Below are 18,938 nucleotides of genomic sequence, written 5' to 3' on the forward strand. Positions count from 1 at the left end.
CACCCGCCTCACCTCCGGAAGGTTCTCCATGCCCGCGATGTCCCGCTTCGGCCGCCTGTTCGCCATCGTCGCCTGGATCGAGGCGTTCACCTGGGCCGGCCTGCTGGTCGGGATGTTCCTCAAGTACGTCACCGAGACCACCGAGGCAGGGGTCTGGCTGTTCGGCCGGCTCCACGGCGGGGCGTTCGTGCTGTTCGTCGCGGTCACGCTGTTCGTGGCGGTCAAGCTGCGCTGGGGTTGGTTCCGCACGCTCGTGGCGCTCGCGTCCTCGATCCCTCCGCTGCTCACGCTGCTCGCCGAGTGGTGGCTGAAGCGCTCCGGGCACCTCGCCGACCCGGACGACCGTGCGGCCACGCGGGAGACCGTGGACCTCCAGACCACGCGATAGGGCCTTGAACCTCACGTGACGTCAGGGGGCAGGGTGGCGGCATGAACGACTACTACCCTGCCTTCGAGATGAGCCGCGTCCACGGACTTCTGGACCCGCGGGCTCGGGTTCGTCGACCTGTTCTCCGTGCCCGGCGGCGTCACGCACCTGCGCCGCTGGGCGTTCCAGGACGTGCTGCTCGTCCCGGCGGACCGGCCGGACGCCCCGTCGGCGATCACCGTGAGCTTCTCGTGCGTGCTGAGCCAGGTGGACGAGATCGCTGCGGCCTGCGAGAACCTGGTGCCGGGCAGCACGACGGGCCCGCGGACCACACCGTGGAACTCGATCGAGCTGGAGGTGGTCACCCCGGAGAACGCGCGCGTGGTCATGACGGCGGCCCAGCCCTACGAGCCCGGGAGCGCATCGGCGCAGCACCTGCGGGACATGGGCATCGACGGGCCGGAGACGTGACCCGGTGATCCGAGGGCCCCTGGCCGGGCCGCCCGCGACCGCCTCGGCTGCGAGACTGGACGGGATGACGCATGCGAGCGCCGCCGACGCGGCACCGCCGGACGGCCTGACCGTCGGCGGTGCCGCGTCCGCCGTGGGTGTCACGGTCCGCACCCTGCACCACTGGGACGACGTGGGCCTGGTCCGGCCGTCCCAGCGCACGGCGGGTGGGCACCGCCTGTACGGCGCCGCCGATGTCGCCCGGCTGCACCGGGTGCGCGTCTACCGCGAGCTGGGTGTGTCGCTCGGTGACATCAAGGGTCTGCTGGACGCGCCGGCCGCCTCGGCGGAGCAGTCCTTGCGCCGGCAGCGCGACCAGGTCCGCGAGCGCATCCGGCACCTGGAGCGGTCCGCCGCGGCGCTCGACCGCCTGATCGAGGCGCGCGCCTCCGGCGTCCTGCTCTCCCCGGCCGAGCAGGTGGCGATCTTCGGCGAGCGCTGGCAGCCGTCCTGGCAGCTCGAGGCCCGCGAGCGCTGGGGCGACAGCGACCAGTGGGCACAGTCCGCCGAGCGCGCGGCCGACCGCACCCCGGAGGACTGGGCCCGGATCGCCGCCGACGTCGAGGCGCTGCACGCCGATCTGGCCGGGGCGGTGCGGTCGGGTGTGCGGCCGGGTTCGGCGGAGGCGAACGCGCTGGCCGAGCGGCACCGGACGTCGATCAGCGCCTACTTCGACTGCACCCACTCGATGCAGGTCTGCCTGGGCCGCACGAACGTCTCGGACCCCGACTTCCGCGCCGCCTACGAGGACATCGAACCCGGCCTGGCCCGCTGGCTCCGCGACGTCATCGACGCCAACGCCCTGGCCAACGGTGTCGACCCCGAGACCGCCACCTGGGAATGACCACCGCGCGCTGTGTCGAAAACCATGTGTACCGCACGGCGGCCCTGCCGTAGCATCGACGGGTCGGGCGCGGTGACACCGCCGGCCGACTCACCGGACACATGAGGAGCGAGAGATGCGGGTTCACGCCGCGGGATGCGGGGCGGCCCTTCAGGCCTGCTCGGGCAGCTCGCCGGCCCGCGTCATGACTCTCTGAAGAGGGCGTGCGCGGCGTCGTCCCCTGCCCTGCCGCCTGCCGGCCCGGTGACCCGAGCACAGGGTGACCGTGGCGCCGTCGTGCGCATCGTCGCGACGGCCGTGCCGGCCGGTGGCCTCCGAACGATCCGGAAGCCGATACCTCATGAATCCCCTGACCGAGAAGCAGATCCGCGCGTCCTTCCTGAACGCGAGCAAGCGCGAGGCGGCGCAGGCCACCCTGCCCGACCTCGGAGCGCTCGACTGGGAGCAGCTCGACTACATCGGATGGCGTGACCGCAAGGCGCCGCTGTCCGCGTACGTGGTGCTCGAGCTCGACGGAGCACCGACCGGGGTCCTCCTGCGCTCCACCGACGCCAAGGAGGGCCGCGCCAGGAGCAAGGGCGTGTGCGCGTGGTGCGAGGACGTGGTCGTCACCGACGACGTCTCCCTCTACGTCGCCCGCCGGGGCGGTGCCGCGGGGCGCAACGGAAACACCATCGGCACGCTGATCTGCACCGAGTTCGGCTGCTCGCGGAACGTGCGGCGCACACCGACGTTCACGGAGGCGGGCAACGACCCGGCCATGCGTGAGCTGATCACCGACCGTCGCATCGCGGGTCTTCGCGAGCGCGCCGCACGGTTCGTCGCAGAGGTCGGCAGTACGCGCTGACGAACGTGTCGGGCGCACAGGTCCCGTAGGCCTGTGCGTCCGACATCCGCACGTGGGGTTCTTCGTCCGGGGACGCGGAGCACCACCGTCGGTTCATGCCGGCGAACCGACCCCGGTCCGCAGGCGCGCGGCCGCCGCGATCGCGGCCTCGCACCACACGACGGCAGGCCGGTCGACGGCACCGTGCACCACGATCTGGCGGCACAGCTCGCCCAGCCCCTCGGTCGCCGCACGCTCGGCGTCGACCCCCGGGAACATCCGGCGCACGGAGAAGACGACGGCGCGGCGGTGCGCTGCCCACTCCGAGGGGTTCGAGGCGAGGCCGTAGGTCCTGGTCCTGCTCTTTGTCTGCGTCATGCACCACAGACGCGGCGGTCGCACGAATGTCACAGCACTTCGGCGACCGAATTTGTCGGTGCCTCGCAGTAGCCTCCTGGGATGCCCCTCACGCGCACCGCCCTGTGGACGGTCTCGGCCGCAGTCGCGCTCGTTGCGGTGCTCGGCCTGCTCGTGGCCAACGGCGTCGTCTGGCCCAACCGGATCCTCGCCGCCCGGTACGAGGTGCGCGGCGTGGACGTCGCGCACTACCAGGGCGAGATCGACTGGGACGTGCTGGCGGCGCAGGACCTCGACTTCGCGTGGATCAAGGCGACCGAGGGCGCTTCGCACACCGACCCGCGGTTCGCCGAGAACTGGGCGGGTGCCACCCGGACCGACCTGCTCGTCGGGGCGTACCACTTCATGAGCTTCGAGAGCCCGGGGGCCGACCAGGCCGCGCACCTCGCGGCCGAGGTACCGGCCACCGCCGGTACGCTCCCGCCCGTCATCGATCTCGAGTTCTACGGTTCGTTCCTCGAGGACCACCCGCCGGCGGACGAGGTGCGCGCGATCCTCGACCCGCTCGTCGCCGGCGTCGAGGAGCACTACGGCACCACGCCGATCGTGTACGCGACCAAGGAGGCGTACGACCTCTACCTCGCCGGCCGCTACCCCGACCTACCGGTCTGGATCAGGTCGGTGGCGTGGGCGCCGCGGCTCTCGGACGGTCGCGACTGGACGGTCTGGCAGTACTCCAACCGGGACAGGCTGCCCGGATACTCCGGCGTGGAGCCGTACATCGACATGAACGTGTTCGCGGGAACGCGCGAGGAGCTCGCGGCCCTCGCCCTCGACTGATTCGCGTACCGCGGCCCGGTCAGGGAAGCGAGATGGTGCCGATCAGGGTGCCGCCGCGGTCGACCAGCTTGAAGCCGATGCGCTCCAGCGCCCTCCTGGCCACCGGGTTGCTGACCGTCGTGCGGGCGACGAGCCGCTTGGCGTCCATGGTCTGGGCCGCGGCGACGGCCCAGTAGGCCACCTCCCGCGAGATGCCCTGGCCGCGGTACGACTCACCGAGCCAGAGGCCGACCTCCCGGCCCTCCGGGTCGCCGTCGAGGAGCGCGAGGCGTGCGGCACCGACGATCCGGCCCCGGGCCTTGATCGCCCACGTCACCTCCGGCACCGCGGCGTCCCGGTTCACCCGGCACCGGCGGTGGTACTCCCGGAACGCGCCCTTACGCGGCTCGGTCCAGGTGGTGCGGGACTCCGTGACCGACTCCCCCGAGGAGGGCGGCATCACCTCGCCGGGCTGGGCCTCGGCCACGGCCAGGGCGAGAAGCTCCTCGAGCACGTCCTCGTTCACGGGAACCAGGTCGACCATCATCTGCGACGTCACCCCGCGGATGATAGTCGCATTTCGGACCCGCCGGGATTGGTGAAACTTTCAACCACCTGACCACGGGTCAGGAGGGCGCCTACGTGCTCCGGGCGTAGTCGACCCGGCCAAGGCCCAGCCACTCCGCGAGCCGCTCGATCTCCGCGTGCACCGCGTCCATCGTCGCCCCGCTGAACGGCAGGTCCTCGTGCACCGCGAAGACGTTCAGCACGCCCTCCTTGCGGTCCGCCCTGGCATCGAGCTTTCCCACGAACCGTTCCCCGTGCAGGACCGGCAGCGCGAAGTAGCCCCAGCGCCGCTTCCCCTTCGGCTTGTACATCTCGAGCAGGTACTCGTAGCCGAACAGGTCGAGCAGCCGGGGCCGGTCGGCGGCGATCGCGTCGAACGGCGACAACAGGGCCGTGCGGGGCTCGAACTCGTCGTCCGCCCGTTCCAGCAGCTCCGGGTCGACGCGCCACTCGCCGTCGACCCCTTCGACCTCGACCGCCTCGCCGGGCAGGTCCACCCACCAGGCGCCGTCACCCGCGCGGCCCTGCACCCGCTTGCGGGCGATGCCCTCGGCGGCCAGGCGACGCTCCACCCGCTCCCGCAGGGCCTGCTCCAGCGGGACCGCATCGACCCGCGGATACGCCCGCTCCGCGAGGTCCCACAACCTCTGCCTGCCCTTGCGCCCCACGATCGCGAGCTTGCCCTGCATGTTCAGCGCCTCGAGCAGTTCCGCGACGCTACGCCGGCTGCTCCACCCCTCGGCACCCCACGTGTACGGGACCTGCGCGGTGTCGGGCACGTCCTTGGCGAGCACCGGCCCCTCGGCCCGGACGAGCGTGAGCACGTCGCGCTCGAACGAGGCGTTGTCCGCAAGCCATCGCCGCATGGTCTCGTTCTGCGGCCACGCGGCCATCTGCTCCAGGTAGAGGGGCAGATCGCTCATCGACCGCACCGTCCCGCGCAGCTGGAACAGCATGCGGTCGGCGATCGCGTCGTCGACGGCTCCCTGCCAGTACTCGCCGCCCAGCCGCGACCAGGAGATGAGGTCGACCGCCGGAGCCAGCGCCGACGTGGGATCCACCGCGAGGAAGGTCAGGTCCTCGACCAGGTGCACCAGGTCGACCGGACGCCGGGCGTCGAGCAGCTGGGCACGGAGCGCGATGCGGCGTGCCTGCCGCACGGTGAGCCGATGAGTGGCCATGCGGCGAGGATACGGAGGGGCAGCGACAAATTTCCGCCGAGCGGTCCACTCAACCTTTCGCCGGCCTGGACCGTGAAGGACGTATGAGCATGTCAATGACCGCGGGGCGCTCGAGTCCCGGCAACGCCGAGCCGATCGATGTCGTGGTCGTGGCGAGCAAGGACGTCGAGTTCGCCGCCTTCATGTCCCGGTCCGCCCCGGCGCTGGCGCGCACCGCCTGGCTGCTGTGCGGCGACACCCATCTGGCCGAGGAGCTGGTGCAGCAGGCCCTCATGAAGACCTACCTGGCCTGGCCGAAGGCCCGACAGGGCGAACCGCTCGCCTACGCGCGCCGCGTCCTGGCCAACCAGCGGATCGACGGGTGGCGCCGCCGCCGTCGGGAGGTCCTCATGCCCTCGGACACCCTGCCGGACCGGTCGGACGACGGCCGGACCGCGGAGGACCAGCACGCCGAACGAGACCGGCTCTCCCGCGCGCTCCGGCTGCTGCCCACCAAGCAGCGCCGGATCGTCGTCCTCCGGCACCTCGAGGGCCTCACGGAACGCGAGGTCGCGGCAGCGACGGGCGTCTCGGTCGGCACGGTGAAGTCCACGGCGTCCCGCGGCCTCGCCCGCCTGCGTGAGGTCCTCGAGGCAGCGGACGCGGCGGGTACGGCATGAACGATATCCAGCACCACGAGAGAGAGGAGCGGGTCATGAACAACGACGAACAGTTCGCGGAGGTTCTGCGCGACCGGGTCGACCGGGTCGCGCCGACCATCGACGTCGACGTCACGCACGTCGTCCCCGCTGCCCGACGGCGCCGGGCCGCCCGCCTCGGCGGCGCCACCCTGGCCATGGGGCTGGTCCTCGGTGCGGGCGCCTGGGCCGCCACCACGCTCGATGCTCCCGAGGCCGCGCTGCCCGGCGGCTCGACGACGATGGTGGTGGGTCCGTCACCGGAGCCGAGCGGGCCGCCCGAGACGACGAGCGAGGGTGACCCCTTGACCGAGGCGCCCACCTACCCGGCCGTGGAGCCGGTCGTACCGCCCGAGGGTTGGCGGGACGCGACGTATTTCCATGTCGTGACCCGGGGCACACCGAGCCAGACCGGCGGGGAGTCCGGACCTGAGGCGCCGCTGGGCAGCAGGCTCGGCAGCGAGAGCTGGTACGGCAACGGTGTGAACTTCGAGCTCACCACGAACGGCCCCGCGCTGATGGCCATCGGCGACCACATCAACCTCGAGGGGCATGGCATCACCTATACCTGGACGGACATGGCAGCACTGCCGACCGATCCGGAGCCCCTGCACGACGCCCTGCTGAGCCGCTACCTCTCCGATGAGCGCGAGGAGTCGGTGCGCGACGCCGCTGCCCGCCTGGCCACCCAGGCTCCGTCCTCCCCGGAGCTGCGGGCCGCGGCGTGGGATCTGCTCACGAGCCTTGCGGGCGTCGAGGTCACGCAGGACGCCCGTGACTCGGAGGGCCGCCGGGGCACCGCAGCGACGTACCAGTACGCCGACGACGACAGGCTGCGGACAGTGATCTTCGACGAGGCCCGGAACCTGCCGCTCGAGACGCAGGACACGAAGCACGGCACGGACATCTACCTGACGACCGAGTTCACCGGCCTTCCAGAGGAGGTCGCCGACAGCGCCATCGAGGTCCCCGACTTCGCGGCGATGACGCTCGAGGACGCCGGCGTCGCCTGCCAGCAGGCGCACCTCACGTGCACGTTCCAGGACACCCCGTCGGAGACTGTGCCGGAGGGGACGGTCATCTCGTCCGACCCGGCAGCCGGCGCACTGCTCACCTGGGGCGCCCCGGTCACTCTCCAGCTCTCCACGGGTTCCTGACCTGGCACGTCGCCACGGGCCGCAGGCTACGCCGGACGCTCTCGCGCCCGGCGTAGCCTGGGGCTCGTGGCCCACGCCTATCGCACCAGCACCCGGGTCGAGGCACCCGCCCACGTCGTCTGGCAGGTCCTGTCCGACGTCGAGCACATGCCTGCCTGGACCAGCTCCATGACCCGCGTGACGATCCTCGGCCCCGAGCAGGCGATCGCCGTCGGTTCCCGCGTCGAGATCGAGCAGCCTGGTCTGCCCAGGGCGACCTGGGAGGTGGACAGCCTCGCCGAGGGCCGCGGATTCTCCTGGTCGAGCAGCACGCCCGGCGTCCGCACGGGAGCGGCGCACCAGATCGCCCCGGTCTCCGACGCCGCGTGCGAGGTCACGCTGGCCGTGGCCCAGAGCGGGATGCTCGCCGGCCTGACCAACCTGGTCCTGGGCACGAAGGCACGGGAGTTCGTGGACACGGAGCTGGCCGGTCTGAAGGCCGAGTCCGAGCTCCGCGCCACGGGCATGGGCTGACACGCCGCCGGATACCGGCGTGTCGCATCATTTCCTCTGCTGATTGTTTATGCCCTCCAGGGCGTCATTTCGTGCCCCAGAATGGCCATTACCCTGCGAAAAGGCATCTGGGTGAAAAGTTACCCGCGTTTCGGACACCCTGATACTTCACGACAACTGTTATCTGATCGAGACAAGGTGGTAACCCGTATGTAGCGTCGGATCCGTTGTGCCACCGGAGGCACGACCGCGGGCCCTATTCCCAGATCGGTACGGGCCTCGCGCAACCGGCGACTTGGAGAACATCGGTGAGTACCACCGTCCGACGCGGTCGACACCGCGCCGATCACGCTCCTAGCACTCCCCTGATGACCGCGACCCGGACAGCAGCCCGCTCGGGCGCACTGATCGCGGCATCGTCCGGACTTCTCGCGACGGCGTTCGCACCCAGCGCACACGCCGTCATGGGAGACGGTTCGAACCGTTTGGCAAGCGTCGACATGACGGCACTGACGCAGGACGCCCGCAAAGAGGTCGCGGCGGCCCCGGCGGTGCAGGTCGCTCTGGACGCGAAGCTCAAGATCGAGAGCAAGGCCGTCAAGGTCACCCCCGCGCCCGAACCGGAGCCCGAGCCGGAGCCCGTCCTGGAGGCCCTCGCTCCCGCCGAGACGGAGGTGGAGGCTGCCGTCGCGGAAGCCGAGCCCGCCACCCCGGACTACGCGTCCGACGGGTCCATCGGCGCCCAGGCCGTGGCCATCGCCATGCAGTACCTCGGCATCACCTACACGTACGGCGGCGAGTCCCCTGGCACGGGCTTCGACTGCTCGGGCCTGATCAAGTACGTGTACGCCCAGCTCGGCGTCGACCTGCCGCACTCGTCGTCGTCCATGGTGGCCTCCGGCTACCAGGTCTCGTCGCCGATGCCCGGCGACATCGTGTGGACCCAGGGCCACGTCTCCCTCTACGCGGGCGACGGCATGGTGGTCGAGGCCGCCAACTACGGCACGCCGGTGCGCCACACCGCCCAGTGGCAGGACTACGCGGTCTACATCCGCCCGTACTGACGCCCAACCCTGTCGAGGTAGTCAGGCGGCGAGGTAGTCAGGTGGCGAAGTAGTACTACTTCGCCACCTGACTACCTCGCCAGACGACTACCTCGACAGGTTCGGTCAGTAGGCGACGGCCGCCGCCGCGTCGACGATGCCGTACCCGTACAGCGGCGTCCACACGCCGACGAGGCCCAGCAGCGGGTCACGCGAGGTGTACAGGATCGCGCTCTCGACCTCGTCCATGGTCCGGCCCTGCCCGTAGAGCAGCGCCGCGACACCTGCCACGTGCGGTGTCGCCATCGACGTGCCCGCGTAGGAGTCGTAGCTGCCGCCCGCGCAGGTCTCCGACCCGGTACCAACGGGCACGGTGGACCAGACGTCGCCGTCGCACCCGTTCAGACCTCCCGAGCCCCCGGGCGCCGAGACGCTCTTCAGGTCGAGCTTGATCGGTAGCTCCGAGTAGTAGGAGTGGACACCCGCCGAGTCGGTGGCCCCGACACAGATGGCGACGCTGGTGAACGCCGGGTCGCTGCACAGCGGCGTCGACGAGTTGCCGGCCGCGGCGACCGTGAGCACGCCCTGAGAGCGGGCGTACGCGATGGCGTCGCGCATCAGGGTGTCGACGCCGATGATCGTCAGCAGCTGCCCGCCCGGCGCCGTGCCGAGCGAGAGGTTGATGACGTCGGCGCCGTTGTCCGCCGCCCAGCGGATGCCGTCGGCGATGTCCTGCGACGAGCCGGTGCCCGCCTCCAGAACCTTGACCGGAAGCACCTTCGCTCCCGGTGCCACGCCAGCGACACCGATGCCGTTGTCCGCCGCCGCGGCCACGATGCCCGCGACGTGCGTGCCGTGCTCGTCCCCGTCGTTCCTGCCGTCCGGGCCACGGAAGTCCCCCTCGCCGCACGGGCGGACGTCCGCGCAGCCGGCGAACGTGGCGCCGGGCAGGAGCTGGCCCGCCAGGTCGGGCTGGTCGAAGTCGACGCCCGTGTCGACCACCGCCACCACCGCACCTTCGCCGGTGCCCGCCGACCAGGCGGCCTCGGCGTTGATCTGGTCCAGGCCCCACTGCTTGTCCCGGAGGGGATCGCTGGTCGCTGCCTGCGCGCCCGGCGCCACCGCGACGAGCGCCGCCACGGCGAGCACCGCTGACGTGGCGACGCCGACGACTGACATCCTGCTCATATAAGCCCCCATTGTTCGCACAGGGGCGGTTTGCCCCCGAACCGGGCCAAACCTAGGGGTACCGGACAGCCGTAGAACAGAGCAGAAGCCCTGGAGCGGGTGAAATTTACACAATCGCAATCAGTAGTGGCTCGGACTGCCGGTTCTCAGGCCCAGGCCTCGGAGAGCTCGCCCTCGCCCGTCGCCTCACGGGAGAGTCGGAGGGCCGCGATCGCCGCGCCGAGCAGGAGCGCGACCACCCAGGCGCCGAGCTGGTGCCCGTCGGACACGACGGCCGCGGAGGCGAGCTCGTCGCCGATGATGCGCGCCGCTGACAGCGGGTCCTCGGTGAGGGCGGAGCCGGGCCAGAGGTTCTCCTGCACCGCCAGGAGGGCCGGGCCGGCGGCCTGCAGGATCCAGACGACGCCCGCGGCAGGGAGCCAACCCAGCAGCTCGATGGGCTTGCTGTCCACGGCGAGACCGAACGCGATCCCGAGCGCCACCGCGAAGAGCCACCACGTGCCGTGGGGGGACACCTCGTGGCCGGGGAGGAGCCCCCAGAGCCAGCCGTCGAGCAGCACCACGGGCAGAGCGAGCGCGACGCCGCGCAGGGGCGCGGGCCCCAGGGCCGTCAGGAGGCCGGCGCCCAGGCCGAAGGTTCCCGCGACGACGGTGATCACGAGCATCCCGAGGGGCGCGGCGTCACCGGGCACGCTGCCCTGCATCGCGAGCCACCAGGAGATGCCGCACGTGGCCGCCATGGACAGCAGCGTGCCGGTGACCGCAGCACCGGCACCCTTCCCGGCCGACGCCGGCATGCCCGCCGTGACACCGCCGAGCAGGCCCCCGATCAGCGCCATGATGACCAGTCCGACCAGCGGCTCGTCGGCGGTGAACGGGAGCGGCACAAAGCCCGCACCGCCCGCGGTCGACGCTTCCGAAATGCCTGTGACCTCGTATGACGCCTGAAGGAGCCAAGGCAGGAATCCGCAGATCCACCAGGCGACGGCACTGATGAGCGGCACCCACCAGGCGGAGATGCGGTTCGCGCTTTCGGCCATGCCGCCGAACGGTAGCGGATGTATGTGATGTCGGTCATAACCGCTGAAGACCGGAACGCCGTAAATCTGCGTCTTCGTGGGGTCAGACCGTAATGCGTAACCCGATCGTGACTTTTTCCGTGAAGGTGTGTACTTTGACTTCTGCTCCCCCGCAACGGTGGAGCCGTGAGCCGGACGCCGAATCCTGTCACCGGCTCATGACCAGACGTTCGAGACAGGAGCGGGGGACCCACTTCCCGGGCGACAGCGACATCGTCGTCCTCGGGGTGAAGCCGGACGGAACCCCCCAGTAGCCGTGCGGCCGGGTGTGTACTCCTACCCGAACCCGACAGCTGACCTCGCAGGCGGTACAGGAGACATTAGGTGACGAACTCCATTCGCGGCCGGCATCGTGACAGCCGGCCGGCCATGACACCGCTGACCATCCTCGCTCGTACCGCCACGGAGAACGCAGGCACCGTCGCCCGCCGTGGGGCCATCGCCGCAGCCGCTGGTGGCGTTCTGATCTCGACCATCGCGACGACGGCCCACGCGGCCCCCGCGATGAACCTCAAGACCGAGGTGAAGACCGCGAAGCTCAACTCGGTCGACCTCAACTCCCTCACCACCGTGGCCAAGCAGGCCGTCGTGAACGCCCCCACCGTGACCGTCCCCGCCGACGCGAAGATGCCGATCGAGATGGAAACACTGGGCGCGTCCTCGGCGGCCGACGGTGAGAAGGGCGGCGAGGAGGGCGAAGGCCCCGCCGTCGTCTCCGTCGACGCACCGGACCCGATCCCGGTCGGCCAGCAGGCCGTCAACGTCGCGTTCAACTACCTCGGCATCACCTACGTGCTGGGCGGCGCCTCGCCGGCCGAGGGCATGGACTGCTCGGGCCTGATCCAGTACACGTACGCGCAGCTCGGCGTCAGCCTTCCGCACTCGTCCGGCGCACTGCTCAGCTCCGGCTACCAGGTGACCTACCCGGAGCCGGGCGACATCGTCTGGACGCCCGGCCACGTGTCCCTCTACGCGGGCGACGGCATGATCATCGAGGCCTGGGCCGCCGGCATGCCGGTGCGCTACACCGAGATGTGGCAGAACAGCCCGACGTTCATCCGCGTCGTCTGAGCCGTCTGAGCCAGCAGTGCACCGCGAGGCGTCGCCTCCGCGCCGGGTTCCGCCCGACGCCGGAGGCGACGCCTTCCGCGTTCCCCCACGCCGATGACCGGCTAGCGTAACCGTCGGGCGCCAGTCGGCGCCGGTGGGCGAGTGCCACCAGGTCGAACGAAAGCCGACGGTAGCCGGATGCGGTTCAGCAGCCCCGCGGGTCGTGCGGGTGGGCGAGGTGCGGCGCTGCGCCGTCGGCCCGGCCAGCTCGTGATCGGCGGATTCGTCGGTGCCATCGCCGTGGGCACCCTGCTCCTGCTGCTGCCGGTCGCGGCGACCGGTGAGTCGGCCACGTTCATGGAGGCGCTGTTCACCGCCACGTCGGCCGTGTGCGTCACGGGGCTGGTCGTCACGGACACGCCGGTCTTCTGGTCCGGGTTCGGCGAGGCGGTGATCCTCGTGCTCATCCAGCTCGGTGGCCTCGGCGTGATGACCGTCGCCTCGCTGCTGGGCGTGCTGGTCTCGCGGCGCCTGGACCTGAGCTCTCGGCTGGTCGCCGCGGCGTCGACCCGCAGCGTGAGCCTCGGTGACGTGCGCCGGACGCTGGTGCGTGTCGTCATCATCGCGTTCGTCGTCGAGGCCGCCGTGGCGACGGTCCTGACGCTGCGCTTCGCGGTCGCCTACGACGAGCCCCTCGGCCGGGCGCTGTGGAACGGCGTGTTCCATGCCGTCTCCGGGTACAACAACGCGGGCTTCGCCCTGTTCTCACTGTCGCTCATGGACTTCGTGGCCGACCCGTGGATCGTCCTGCCGATCTGCCTCGCCACGATCGTGGGCGGGCTCGGCCTCCCCGTGGTCCTCGAGGTGCTGCGCGACCGGGTGCGCCCGTCGCGCTGGAGCGTCCACACGAAGATCACGCTGCTGATGACCGGGTTGCTGCTGGCGGGCGGCACCATGTTCTTCCTCGTGGCCGAGTGGGACAACCCCGCCACCATGGGCGGGCTCGACCCCGCCGGCAGGATCCTGGCGTCCTTCACGCAGTCCACGCAGGCCCGCACGGCCGGGTTCAACTCCGTGAGCACCGGCGAGATGCACACGGAGACCTGGCTCGGCACGATCATCCTCATGTTCATCGGCGCGGGTTCCGGTGGAACGGGCGGCGGCATCAAGGTGACGACGTTCGCGGTGCTCGCCGTGGTGATCTGGTCCGAGCTGCGCGGCGACCCGGACGCCACGGTCTTCGACCGTCGCATCTCTCCGGCCACCCAGCGCCAGGCCCTCACCCTCGCTCTGCTGGCGGTGGCCATCGTGGTTCTCCCCACCCTGTGGATAACGGCGCTCTCGCCGTTCACGGTGGACCAGATCCTGTTCGAGGTGACGTCCGCGTTCACCACCACCGGCCTGTCCACCGGGATCACCGCGCAGCTCGCCTGGTATCACCAGGTGGTGCTGGTGCTGCTCATGTTCATCGGGCGGCTCGGCCCGATCACCCTCGGCACCGCGCTGGCCCTGCGCGCCCGCACCCGGCTGTACCGGCTGCCGGAGAGCGCCCCGATCATCGGCTGACGGCTATCAGCCGGGCCAGCCGCAGCTGTCCCCGATGAAGTCGTACAGGGCGGCGCGCGCGGCGTCGGGCATCGGGAGGTAGAACACGTGCTGCGCGGTGCCGTCGACGCTCGCCTCCACAGGCAGGAACGTCCCGCGCTTGTCCTCCCCGACGGCGTGGGCGTCGCAGCGAGCCGGGACCACCGGAAGAGTGATCTCGCCGGAGTGCTGTCCCGCCAGGTCAATGCCGGCCCAGCCAGAGCTGTCGCCGCGGGCGGGGTTCGCCATGAGCGTGGTCTCGGTGATGCGGTCGATCGTGACCTCCGGCCCGCCGTCGACCGGCTCGACCCGGACGGTCACCAGCGCCGTCGGCTCGCCGTCGCGCGTCTCGACCGGCAGGCCGGCCGCGACGGCGAGGCGCACGCCGGCCGCCACGGCAGCCTGGGCACAGTCGACCGCGTGGGTGCGGGCGAGATGGCCGGAGGGATCGGTCACCTCGTCGACGGTGATCTCGGTGGCCGGCCCCTGCCCGTCCCCCTCGCCCAGAGCCAGCGTGATCACGGCCGACGGCGCGGTGTCCGGCGTCGGCGCGGCCGGCCCTGCCGGGGTACCGGCGCACCGCGCCTCGCCCAGGCCCAGGTAGACGTCGCGAGTGGCGCCAGGTCGCAAGGCCCGGGGACGATCCTTGGTCAGGTGCGACGGGCCGAAACCGTCGGCGTGCAGGGCACCGGACAGGAGCGTCATCGTCCGGTCCGAGCCGTTGGTGACCTCGAGGAGGATCTCGCGGTCCGCGTACTGCGTGCGCCCCTGGCCCACCTCGACGCTGAGGTGGGCCGCGACATCGCTGGGCACCGGGCCCGGCGTGGACGACGGCGACGGTGCGTCACCTGCCGTACACGACACCGCGGCCGCGCCGACCAACGACGTCAGGAGGACGACGGTGACGGCACGGCCGCGGGATGCTGCGGTCAAGCCTTCTTGCGGCCGAAGATCGCCTGGACGATCAGGATCACGATGATCGCGCCGATCACCGCGAACAGCCAGCTCTGCCAGGACCAGAACGCGTCCATGCTGACGTTGAAGATGAGGCCGCCCAGCCAGCCACCGAGCATGGCGCCGAGCACACCGAGGAGCAGGGTGAGCCAGAAGCCACCCGGCTGCTTGCCCGGGATGACGATGCGGGCGATCACGCCGGCGATCAGCCCGAGGATGAGAAAGGCAAAGAAACCCATGGCGTGTTTCCTCCAGAGTGGTTGGCTTGCTTGCGCACTACCTCAGCACTGATTGGACCGACGTGCCACCGGACCCGCCGAATCAGTCCCATATCGGGACATTGCGCCCAGCAGATCGCGGCGGCATCGTCGCGCTACAGTTCGCCCGGGCAAGGGCCTGAGGCAAGGCCGGAGCAAGGACTCCGGGCACGGGGACAGCAAGGGAGACCGGATGAACAAGGCGATCGGCACACCCGCCGAGCCACGGATCGAACCGCGCACCTGGCGGGGGCGGCTGCGTGCCTTCCTCGACCAGAGATGGTTCGTCAACGCCGTGCTCGTGGTGATCCTGGCGAACGCCCTGGTCCTCGGTGCGGAGACCATGGTGGACGGAACCGCGCTCAGCGTCCTGATCGTGATCGACCACACCATGCTCGGCTTCTTCGTGGTGGAGCTGCTGCTGCGGATCGTCGCCAACGGCCGAGGGTTCTTCCGTGACCCGTGGAACCTGTTCGACGTGGCCGTGGTCGGCATCGCGCTGCTCCCGGCCAGCGAGTCCCTCTCCGCCCTGCGCGCCCTGCGGGTGCTCCGGGTGCTGCGGGTGATCACCGTGGTGCCGTCGCTGCGCCGTGTGGTCGACGGGCTGCTGCGGGCCGTGCCCGGCATGGGGGCGGTGGGCGCGCTCCTGGTGCTGGTCATGTACGTGTCGGCGGTGATAGCCACCGGGCTGTTCGGCAAGACGGCCCCGGAGTTCTTCGGGCACCTCGGCACGTCCCTGTTCACGCTCTTCCAGGCCATGACGGGCGAGGCGTGGCCGGACATCGCCCGGGCAGTGATGGAGGAGCACCCCTCCGCGTGGATCTTCTTCGTGCTCTACATCCTGGTGGTCAGCTTCGCGGTGCTGAACCTGTTCATCGCCGTCATCGTCAACGGCATGGAGGAGATCTCCGAGGAGGAGCGCAAGGACGACGAGCAGAAAGACGCGCGGCTCGACGCCCTGGCCGCGCAGAACCGGGAGATCCTCACCGAGCTCCGCTCCCTGCGCGCGAAGCTGGACAGGGACGACGGCGCCGAGACCGGCTCGACCGCCTAGCCCGGCACGACGTTGACCAGGTGCGGCGGGCGGACGACCACCCGCCGTACCGTCCGGCCGCCCAGAGCTCGCCCGACGGCCGGCCGCTCCAGGGCGGCTCGCTCCAGGTCCGCCGCCACGACGTCGGCGGGTACCGACAGCCGGTCACGTACCTTGCCGTCCACCAGGACCACCGCCTCGACCTCGGCAGTCACCAGCAGCGCGGGATCCACGGCCGGCCACGGCTGCGCCGCGACCTGGGTGGTGCGGCCCAGCCGCTCCCACAGGTCCTGTGCGGTACCCGGGGCGAACAGGCTCAGCAGCACGGCGACGGCGGCGACGGCCTCCCGGTGGGCCGCGGCGTCCGTTCCGCCGTCCGAGACTGCCCGTCGCACCTCGCCCACCAGGCCCATCAGCCGGGCGACGGCGACATTGAACCGTCCGGCCTCGATCAGCCCGTCCACGTCGTGCACGGTTCGATGCACCGTGCGGCGCAGGGCGTCGGTGGCCCCGGCAGGCAGCCGGGCCGGTAGGGATCCGGACCCGTGCGGACTTGGCCCAGGCGGGGGGACGAGGCGCAGCACCCGCGCCAGGAACTTCCTCATCGCGGCGGGCGATACGTCCGCCCAGTCGACGTCGTCCTCCGGTGGACCCGAGAACAGCATCGCCAGGCGCACCGCGTCGGCCCCGTACCGGTCCAGCTCGGCCGCCAGGTCCACGCCGTTGCCCAGCGACTTGCTCATCGACCTGCCCTGGTTGATCACCTGGCCCTGGTTCATCAGCCGTGCGTACGGCTCCGGCGACGGGACCAGGCCCATGTCGTACAGCACCTTGGTGACGAACCGCGCGTACAGCAGGTGCATCGTCGCGTGCTCCACCCCGCCGACGTACAGGGCGGCAGGCATCCAGCGGGCCGCGTCCTCGGGGCGGAACGGCCCGCCGTCGTACCCCGGCGACAGGTAGCGCAGGAAGTACCAGGACGAGTCCACGAACGTGTCCATCGTGTCGGTGTCCCGCTCGGCGGGGCCGCCGCACCGCGGGCACCGCGTCCGCAGCCACTCGTGCGCCCCGGCCAGTGGCGAGACGTCGCCCGGGACCAGCTCGTCGCCCTCCAGGTGCGGCAGCTCGACCGGCAGCTCGTCGTCGGGCACCACCACCTCACCGCATGCCGGGCAGTGCACCACGGGGATCGGGGTGCCCCAGTAGCGCTGCCGGGAGACGAGCCAGTCGTGCAGCCGGTAGGTGGCACCGTCGGGCCCCTCCCGCCGGCCGATCCAGTTGCGCTGCATCGTCAGCACGTGCGCGGGCCAGCCCGGGTCCAGCAGGGACATGTCGTCCAGCAGCCGGTCGGCATACGCGGTGATCCGGAAGAACCACTGCGTCAGGCTGCGCCGGACGACGGCGGTGCCGCACCGGTCGCAGGCTCCGTCCCTGACCTGCTCGTTGGCCAGGACCGTGCGGTCGGCCGGGCACCAGTTGACCTCCGCGGCGGCCCGGTACGCCAGGCCGCGCTCGTACAGGCGGGCGAACAGCCACTGGGTCCAGCGGTAGTAGGCCGGCTCGTGGGTGTGCAGGCGCCGCGACCAGTCGAACGAGGCGCCGTAGCGCCGGATCGACGCCGCCTGCGTGGCGATGTTCGCCTCGGTGAACACGGCGGGATGCTCGCCCCTGCGGATCGCCGCGTTCTCCGCCGGCAGGCCGAACGAGTCCCATCCGACCGGGTTGAGCACGTCGAACCCCTTGGCCCGCCAGTAGCGCGCCACGACGTCGGTGATGGCGAACACCTCTGCGTGCCCCATGTGCAGGTCCCCCGAGGGGTAGGGGAACATCGTCAGCAGGTAGCGCCGGGGACGACTGCCGTCGTCGGAAGCCTGGAACGGGTGCTCCTCCGCCGGGCCTGGGGTGCGGTACGTATCCGTCATCACTGCTCGCTCTCGGGTGCGTCGATCGGGTCCGGGCACGAAAAAGCCCCTCGCACGGAGGGGCTGCCGCACCGGGTGTGCCCGATCGAGGGGCAGGTCCGGCGCGGCTACGTAAGCAGCGAGCGTGCGGTGCGCATGCCTCCACGATAGGTGGGCGACCGCGTCGGGTAAAGGAAGAACGGCCGGGTAAGGAAGACCTGTCAGCCGAGGAAGGCCTGCCAGCCGAGGAAGAACGGGAGCCGTGGCTCGGCGTGCCCCCAGCGCACTCCGAGCCACGGCTCCTGTCCGACGCGCCGGGCTCGGCCCGCCCCCAGCGAGGTCCGAACCCTGTCCGCGTCGCACCTAGGACGCGGACACGTCCCGGATGTCACAGCACTCTGAATGCATTTTCATGTGGCCTGCGTCACAGACCTACCGGATCCGGCGGTGCGGCGCGCGCCGAACCGACGCCCTCGCCGGGCTGCGCACGCCAAATATCGGGCCTAACCGGATGCCGAGGGAGAAATCGAAGAAAAACTCTCAAGTGCTGTGACATCCGGGCTCCTCGCGCGTCTGGGCTGCATGGAACACACCGAGCACCCCGAACTTGTTCGTCTGGGCGCCCAATACCTGCGCGCGTACGCGGACGGCGACGCCGTCAACCTCTACCGCCTCGCCGACGCGTGGGGGGCGAGCGACCTGATCGCCGCCACCTGCGAGGTCGCCCTCGCGGTGATCCACGCGACGGCCGGGCCGCAGGGCCTGGACGCGGTGTCGACGGCGTTCACCACGAACCGGAGGTAGCACCGATGAACCGGACCACGTCAACGGCAGAGGACACCGGGCCTGACGACCCCGAGGACTTGCGCGAAACCGACGTTGTGGTGCGATCATTGGCCAGCGCGTCAAAACCGGACACTATGGGCAGAGGGGGCCGCGGCCACGTGACCACGACTGGTGACCTGCGGATCGATGACTGGGTCGTGCATCGTCCGAACGTGGTGCGTTCGGTCGCTGCCCGCGTACCCGGCATCGACGCCGAGGAAGCCACC

Annotated in this window: 22 protein-coding genes and 1 riboswitch; of the genes, 14 read left to right on the forward strand and 8 right to left on the reverse strand. The window is 70.9% G+C overall.

Annotated elements, in window-relative coordinates:
* The first annotated feature begins 28 nt into the window (after positions 1 to 28).
* From ACYVK7_RS01715 to ACYVK7_RS01730, 4 genes are all read left to right on the forward strand, one after another.
* Entirely contained in the window at positions 29 to 388 is a 360-nt protein-coding gene (locus ACYVK7_RS01715; protein ID WP_460885938.1) for a DUF3817 domain-containing protein, read from the forward strand.
* Positions 389 to 514: 126 nt separating this feature from the next.
* Positions 515 to 838 (forward strand): hypothetical protein, encoded by a 324-nt coding sequence (locus ACYVK7_RS01720; RefSeq protein ID WP_460885939.1) that lies wholly within the window; start codon positions 515 to 517, stop codon positions 836 to 838.
* 64 nt (positions 839 to 902) lie between these two features.
* Positions 903 to 1,721, forward strand: coding sequence for a MerR family transcriptional regulator (locus ACYVK7_RS01725; protein WP_460885940.1), 819 nt, complete (start codon positions 903 to 905; stop codon positions 1,719 to 1,721).
* A gap of 340 nt (positions 1,722 to 2,061) precedes the next feature.
* Positions 2,062 to 2,568 (forward strand): FBP domain-containing protein, encoded by a 507-nt coding sequence (locus ACYVK7_RS01730; protein ID WP_460885941.1) that lies wholly within the window; start codon positions 2,062 to 2,064, stop codon positions 2,566 to 2,568.
* A 93-nt stretch (positions 2,569 to 2,661) separates the two neighbouring features.
* Here the strand turns inward: ACYVK7_RS01730 and ACYVK7_RS01735 are convergent, their stop codons facing one another.
* Positions 2,662 to 2,925, reverse strand: coding sequence for a hypothetical protein (locus ACYVK7_RS01735; RefSeq protein WP_460885942.1), 264 nt, complete (start codon positions 2,923 to 2,925; stop codon positions 2,662 to 2,664).
* A gap of 81 nt (positions 2,926 to 3,006) precedes the next feature.
* On the opposite strand from ACYVK7_RS01735, the gene ACYVK7_RS01740 reads away from it, so the two are divergent.
* Positions 3,007 to 3,744, forward strand: coding sequence for a GH25 family lysozyme (locus ACYVK7_RS01740; protein ID WP_460885943.1), 738 nt, complete (start codon positions 3,007 to 3,009; stop codon positions 3,742 to 3,744).
* Positions 3,745 to 3,763: 19 nt separating this feature from the next.
* Here ACYVK7_RS01740 and ACYVK7_RS01745 read toward each other — a convergent pair whose 3' ends face one another.
* Together ACYVK7_RS01745 and ACYVK7_RS01750 are read right to left on the reverse strand one after the other, a co-directional pair.
* Positions 3,764 to 4,282, reverse strand: coding sequence for a GNAT family N-acetyltransferase (locus ACYVK7_RS01745; protein ID WP_460885944.1), 519 nt, complete (start codon positions 4,280 to 4,282; stop codon positions 3,764 to 3,766).
* A gap of 79 nt (positions 4,283 to 4,361) precedes the next feature.
* On the reverse strand, positions 4,362 to 5,471 hold the full coding sequence (locus ACYVK7_RS01750) for a DNA glycosylase AlkZ-like family protein (protein ID WP_460885945.1): 1,110 nt from the start codon (positions 5,469 to 5,471) through the stop codon (positions 4,362 to 4,364).
* A gap of 89 nt (positions 5,472 to 5,560) precedes the next feature.
* Here ACYVK7_RS01750 and ACYVK7_RS01755 point away from each other — a divergent pair, with 89 nt between their 5' ends.
* From ACYVK7_RS01755 to ACYVK7_RS01770, 4 genes are all read left to right on the forward strand, one after another.
* Positions 5,561 to 6,130, forward strand: a complete 570-nt coding sequence (locus ACYVK7_RS01755; RefSeq protein WP_460885946.1) for a SigE family RNA polymerase sigma factor — start codon at positions 5,561 to 5,563, stop codon at positions 6,128 to 6,130.
* A gap of 35 nt (positions 6,131 to 6,165) precedes the next feature.
* A complete protein-coding gene (locus ACYVK7_RS01760; protein WP_460885947.1) occupies positions 6,166 to 7,305 on the forward strand; it encodes a PASTA domain-containing protein in 1,140 nt (379 codons plus the stop codon).
* A gap of 66 nt (positions 7,306 to 7,371) precedes the next feature.
* The gene (locus tag ACYVK7_RS01765) at positions 7,372 to 7,818 is read left to right on the forward strand and encodes an SRPBCC family protein (RefSeq protein ID WP_460885948.1); all 447 of its coding nucleotides are present in this window, start codon (positions 7,372 to 7,374) and stop codon (positions 7,816 to 7,818) included.
* A 347-nt stretch (positions 7,819 to 8,165) separates the two neighbouring features.
* Entirely contained in the window at positions 8,166 to 8,861 is a 696-nt protein-coding gene (locus tag ACYVK7_RS01770; protein WP_460885949.1) for a C40 family peptidase, read from the forward strand.
* Between the two features lie 105 nt (positions 8,862 to 8,966).
* Here ACYVK7_RS01770 and ACYVK7_RS01775 read toward each other — a convergent pair whose 3' ends face one another.
* Both ACYVK7_RS01775 and ACYVK7_RS01780 read right to left on the reverse strand, forming a co-directional pair.
* On the reverse strand, positions 8,967 to 10,028 hold the full coding sequence (locus tag ACYVK7_RS01775) for a S8 family serine peptidase (RefSeq protein WP_460885950.1): 1,062 nt from the start codon (positions 10,026 to 10,028) through the stop codon (positions 8,967 to 8,969).
* Positions 10,029 to 10,174: 146 nt separating this feature from the next.
* Positions 10,175 to 11,068, reverse strand: a complete 894-nt coding sequence (locus tag ACYVK7_RS01780) for a hypothetical protein (protein ID WP_460885951.1) — start codon at positions 11,066 to 11,068, stop codon at positions 10,175 to 10,177.
* 165 nt (positions 11,069 to 11,233) lie between these two features.
* Positions 11,234 to 11,430: riboswitch (cyclic di-AMP (ydaO/yuaA leader) on the forward strand.
* A 1-nt stretch (position 11,431) separates the two neighbouring features.
* On the opposite strand from ACYVK7_RS01780, the gene ACYVK7_RS01785 reads away from it, so the two are divergent.
* Positions 11,432 to 12,178 carry a C40 family peptidase gene (locus ACYVK7_RS01785; RefSeq protein ID WP_460885952.1) on the forward strand — a complete coding sequence of 249 codons (747 nt, stop codon included), beginning with the start codon at positions 11,432 to 11,434 and terminating at the stop codon, positions 12,176 to 12,178.
* Between the two features lie 177 nt (positions 12,179 to 12,355).
* Positions 12,356 to 13,723: a TrkH family potassium uptake protein gene (locus ACYVK7_RS01790; RefSeq protein ID WP_460885953.1), complete on the forward strand. Its 1,368-nt coding sequence runs from the start codon at positions 12,356 to 12,358 to the stop codon at positions 13,721 to 13,723.
* Positions 13,724 to 13,729: 6 nt separating this feature from the next.
* Here ACYVK7_RS01790 and ACYVK7_RS01795 read toward each other — a convergent pair whose 3' ends face one another.
* Complete coding sequence (locus ACYVK7_RS01795) at positions 13,730 to 14,674, reverse strand: hypothetical protein (RefSeq protein WP_460885954.1); 945 nt, start codon at positions 14,672 to 14,674, stop codon at positions 13,730 to 13,732.
* A complete protein-coding gene (locus ACYVK7_RS01800; RefSeq protein WP_460885955.1) occupies positions 14,671 to 14,934 on the reverse strand; it encodes a GlsB/YeaQ/YmgE family stress response membrane protein in 264 nt (87 codons plus the stop codon). The genes ACYVK7_RS01795 and ACYVK7_RS01800 overlap by 4 nt, the downstream gene beginning before the upstream one ends.
* A 211-nt stretch (positions 14,935 to 15,145) precedes the next feature.
* On the opposite strand from ACYVK7_RS01800, the gene ACYVK7_RS01805 reads away from it, so the two are divergent.
* Positions 15,146 to 16,006 (forward strand): ion transporter, encoded by an 861-nt coding sequence (locus ACYVK7_RS01805; RefSeq protein ID WP_460885956.1) that lies wholly within the window; start codon positions 15,146 to 15,148, stop codon positions 16,004 to 16,006.
* Here ACYVK7_RS01805 and ACYVK7_RS01810 read toward each other — a convergent pair.
* Complete coding sequence (locus ACYVK7_RS01810) at positions 16,003 to 17,907, reverse strand: class I tRNA ligase family protein (RefSeq protein WP_460885957.1); 1,905 nt, start codon at positions 17,905 to 17,907, stop codon at positions 16,003 to 16,005. The genes ACYVK7_RS01805 and ACYVK7_RS01810 overlap by 4 nt on opposite strands.
* Positions 17,908 to 18,435: 528 nt before the next feature.
* On the opposite strand from ACYVK7_RS01810, the gene ACYVK7_RS01815 reads away from it, so the two are divergent.
* Positions 18,436 to 18,690, forward strand: a complete 255-nt coding sequence (locus ACYVK7_RS01815; protein ID WP_460885958.1) for a hypothetical protein — start codon at positions 18,436 to 18,438, stop codon at positions 18,688 to 18,690.
* Between the two features lie 5 nt (positions 18,691 to 18,695).
* Positions 18,696 to 18,938, forward strand: a 243-nt coding sequence (locus ACYVK7_RS01820) for a hypothetical protein (protein WP_460885959.1), incomplete at its 3' end; no start/stop codon positions are given.

The sequence above is a fragment of the Promicromonospora xylanilytica genome (assembly GCF_054782895.1).

Bases quoted from the DNA above. Each gene is read 5' to 3' on its own strand.
- ACYVK7_RS01750 (WP_460885945.1), bottom strand. From the start codon at position 5,471: ATGGCCACTCATCGGCTCACCGTGCGGCAGGCACGCCGCATCGCGCTC.
- ACYVK7_RS01780 (WP_460885951.1), bottom strand. From the start codon at position 11,068: ATGGCCGAAAGCGCGAACCGCATCTCCGCCTGGTGGGTGCCGCTCATC.
- ACYVK7_RS01760 (WP_460885947.1), top strand. From the start codon at position 6,166: ATGAACAACGACGAACAGTTCGCGGAGGTTCTGCGCGACCGGGTCGAC.
- ACYVK7_RS01715 (WP_460885938.1), top strand. From the start codon at position 29: ATGCCCGCGATGTCCCGCTTCGGCCGCCTGTTCGCCATCGTCGCCTGG.
- ACYVK7_RS01730 (WP_460885941.1), top strand. From the start codon at position 2,062: ATGAATCCCCTGACCGAGAAGCAGATCCGCGCGTCCTTCCTGAACGCG.
- ACYVK7_RS01810 (WP_460885957.1), bottom strand. From the start codon at position 17,907: ATGACGGATACGTACCGCACCCCAGGCCCGGCGGAGGAGCACCCGTTC.
- ACYVK7_RS01735 (WP_460885942.1), bottom strand. From the start codon at position 2,925: ATGACGCAGACAAAGAGCAGGACCAGGACCTACGGCCTCGCCTCGAAC.
- ACYVK7_RS01755 (WP_460885946.1), top strand. From the start codon at position 5,561: ATGTCAATGACCGCGGGGCGCTCGAGTCCCGGCAACGCCGAGCCGATC.
- ACYVK7_RS01740 (WP_460885943.1), top strand. From the start codon at position 3,007: ATGCCCCTCACGCGCACCGCCCTGTGGACGGTCTCGGCCGCAGTCGCG.
- ACYVK7_RS01800 (WP_460885955.1), bottom strand. From the start codon at position 14,934: ATGGGTTTCTTTGCCTTTCTCATCCTCGGGCTGATCGCCGGCGTGATC.
- ACYVK7_RS01770 (WP_460885949.1), top strand. From the start codon at position 8,166: ATGACCGCGACCCGGACAGCAGCCCGCTCGGGCGCACTGATCGCGGCA.
- ACYVK7_RS01775 (WP_460885950.1), bottom strand. From the start codon at position 10,028: ATGAGCAGGATGTCAGTCGTCGGCGTCGCCACGTCAGCGGTGCTCGCC.
- ACYVK7_RS01790 (WP_460885953.1), top strand. From the start codon at position 12,356: ATGCGGTTCAGCAGCCCCGCGGGTCGTGCGGGTGGGCGAGGTGCGGCG.
- ACYVK7_RS01805 (WP_460885956.1), top strand. From the start codon at position 15,146: ATGAACAAGGCGATCGGCACACCCGCCGAGCCACGGATCGAACCGCGC.
- ACYVK7_RS01725 (WP_460885940.1), top strand. From the start codon at position 903: ATGACGCATGCGAGCGCCGCCGACGCGGCACCGCCGGACGGCCTGACC.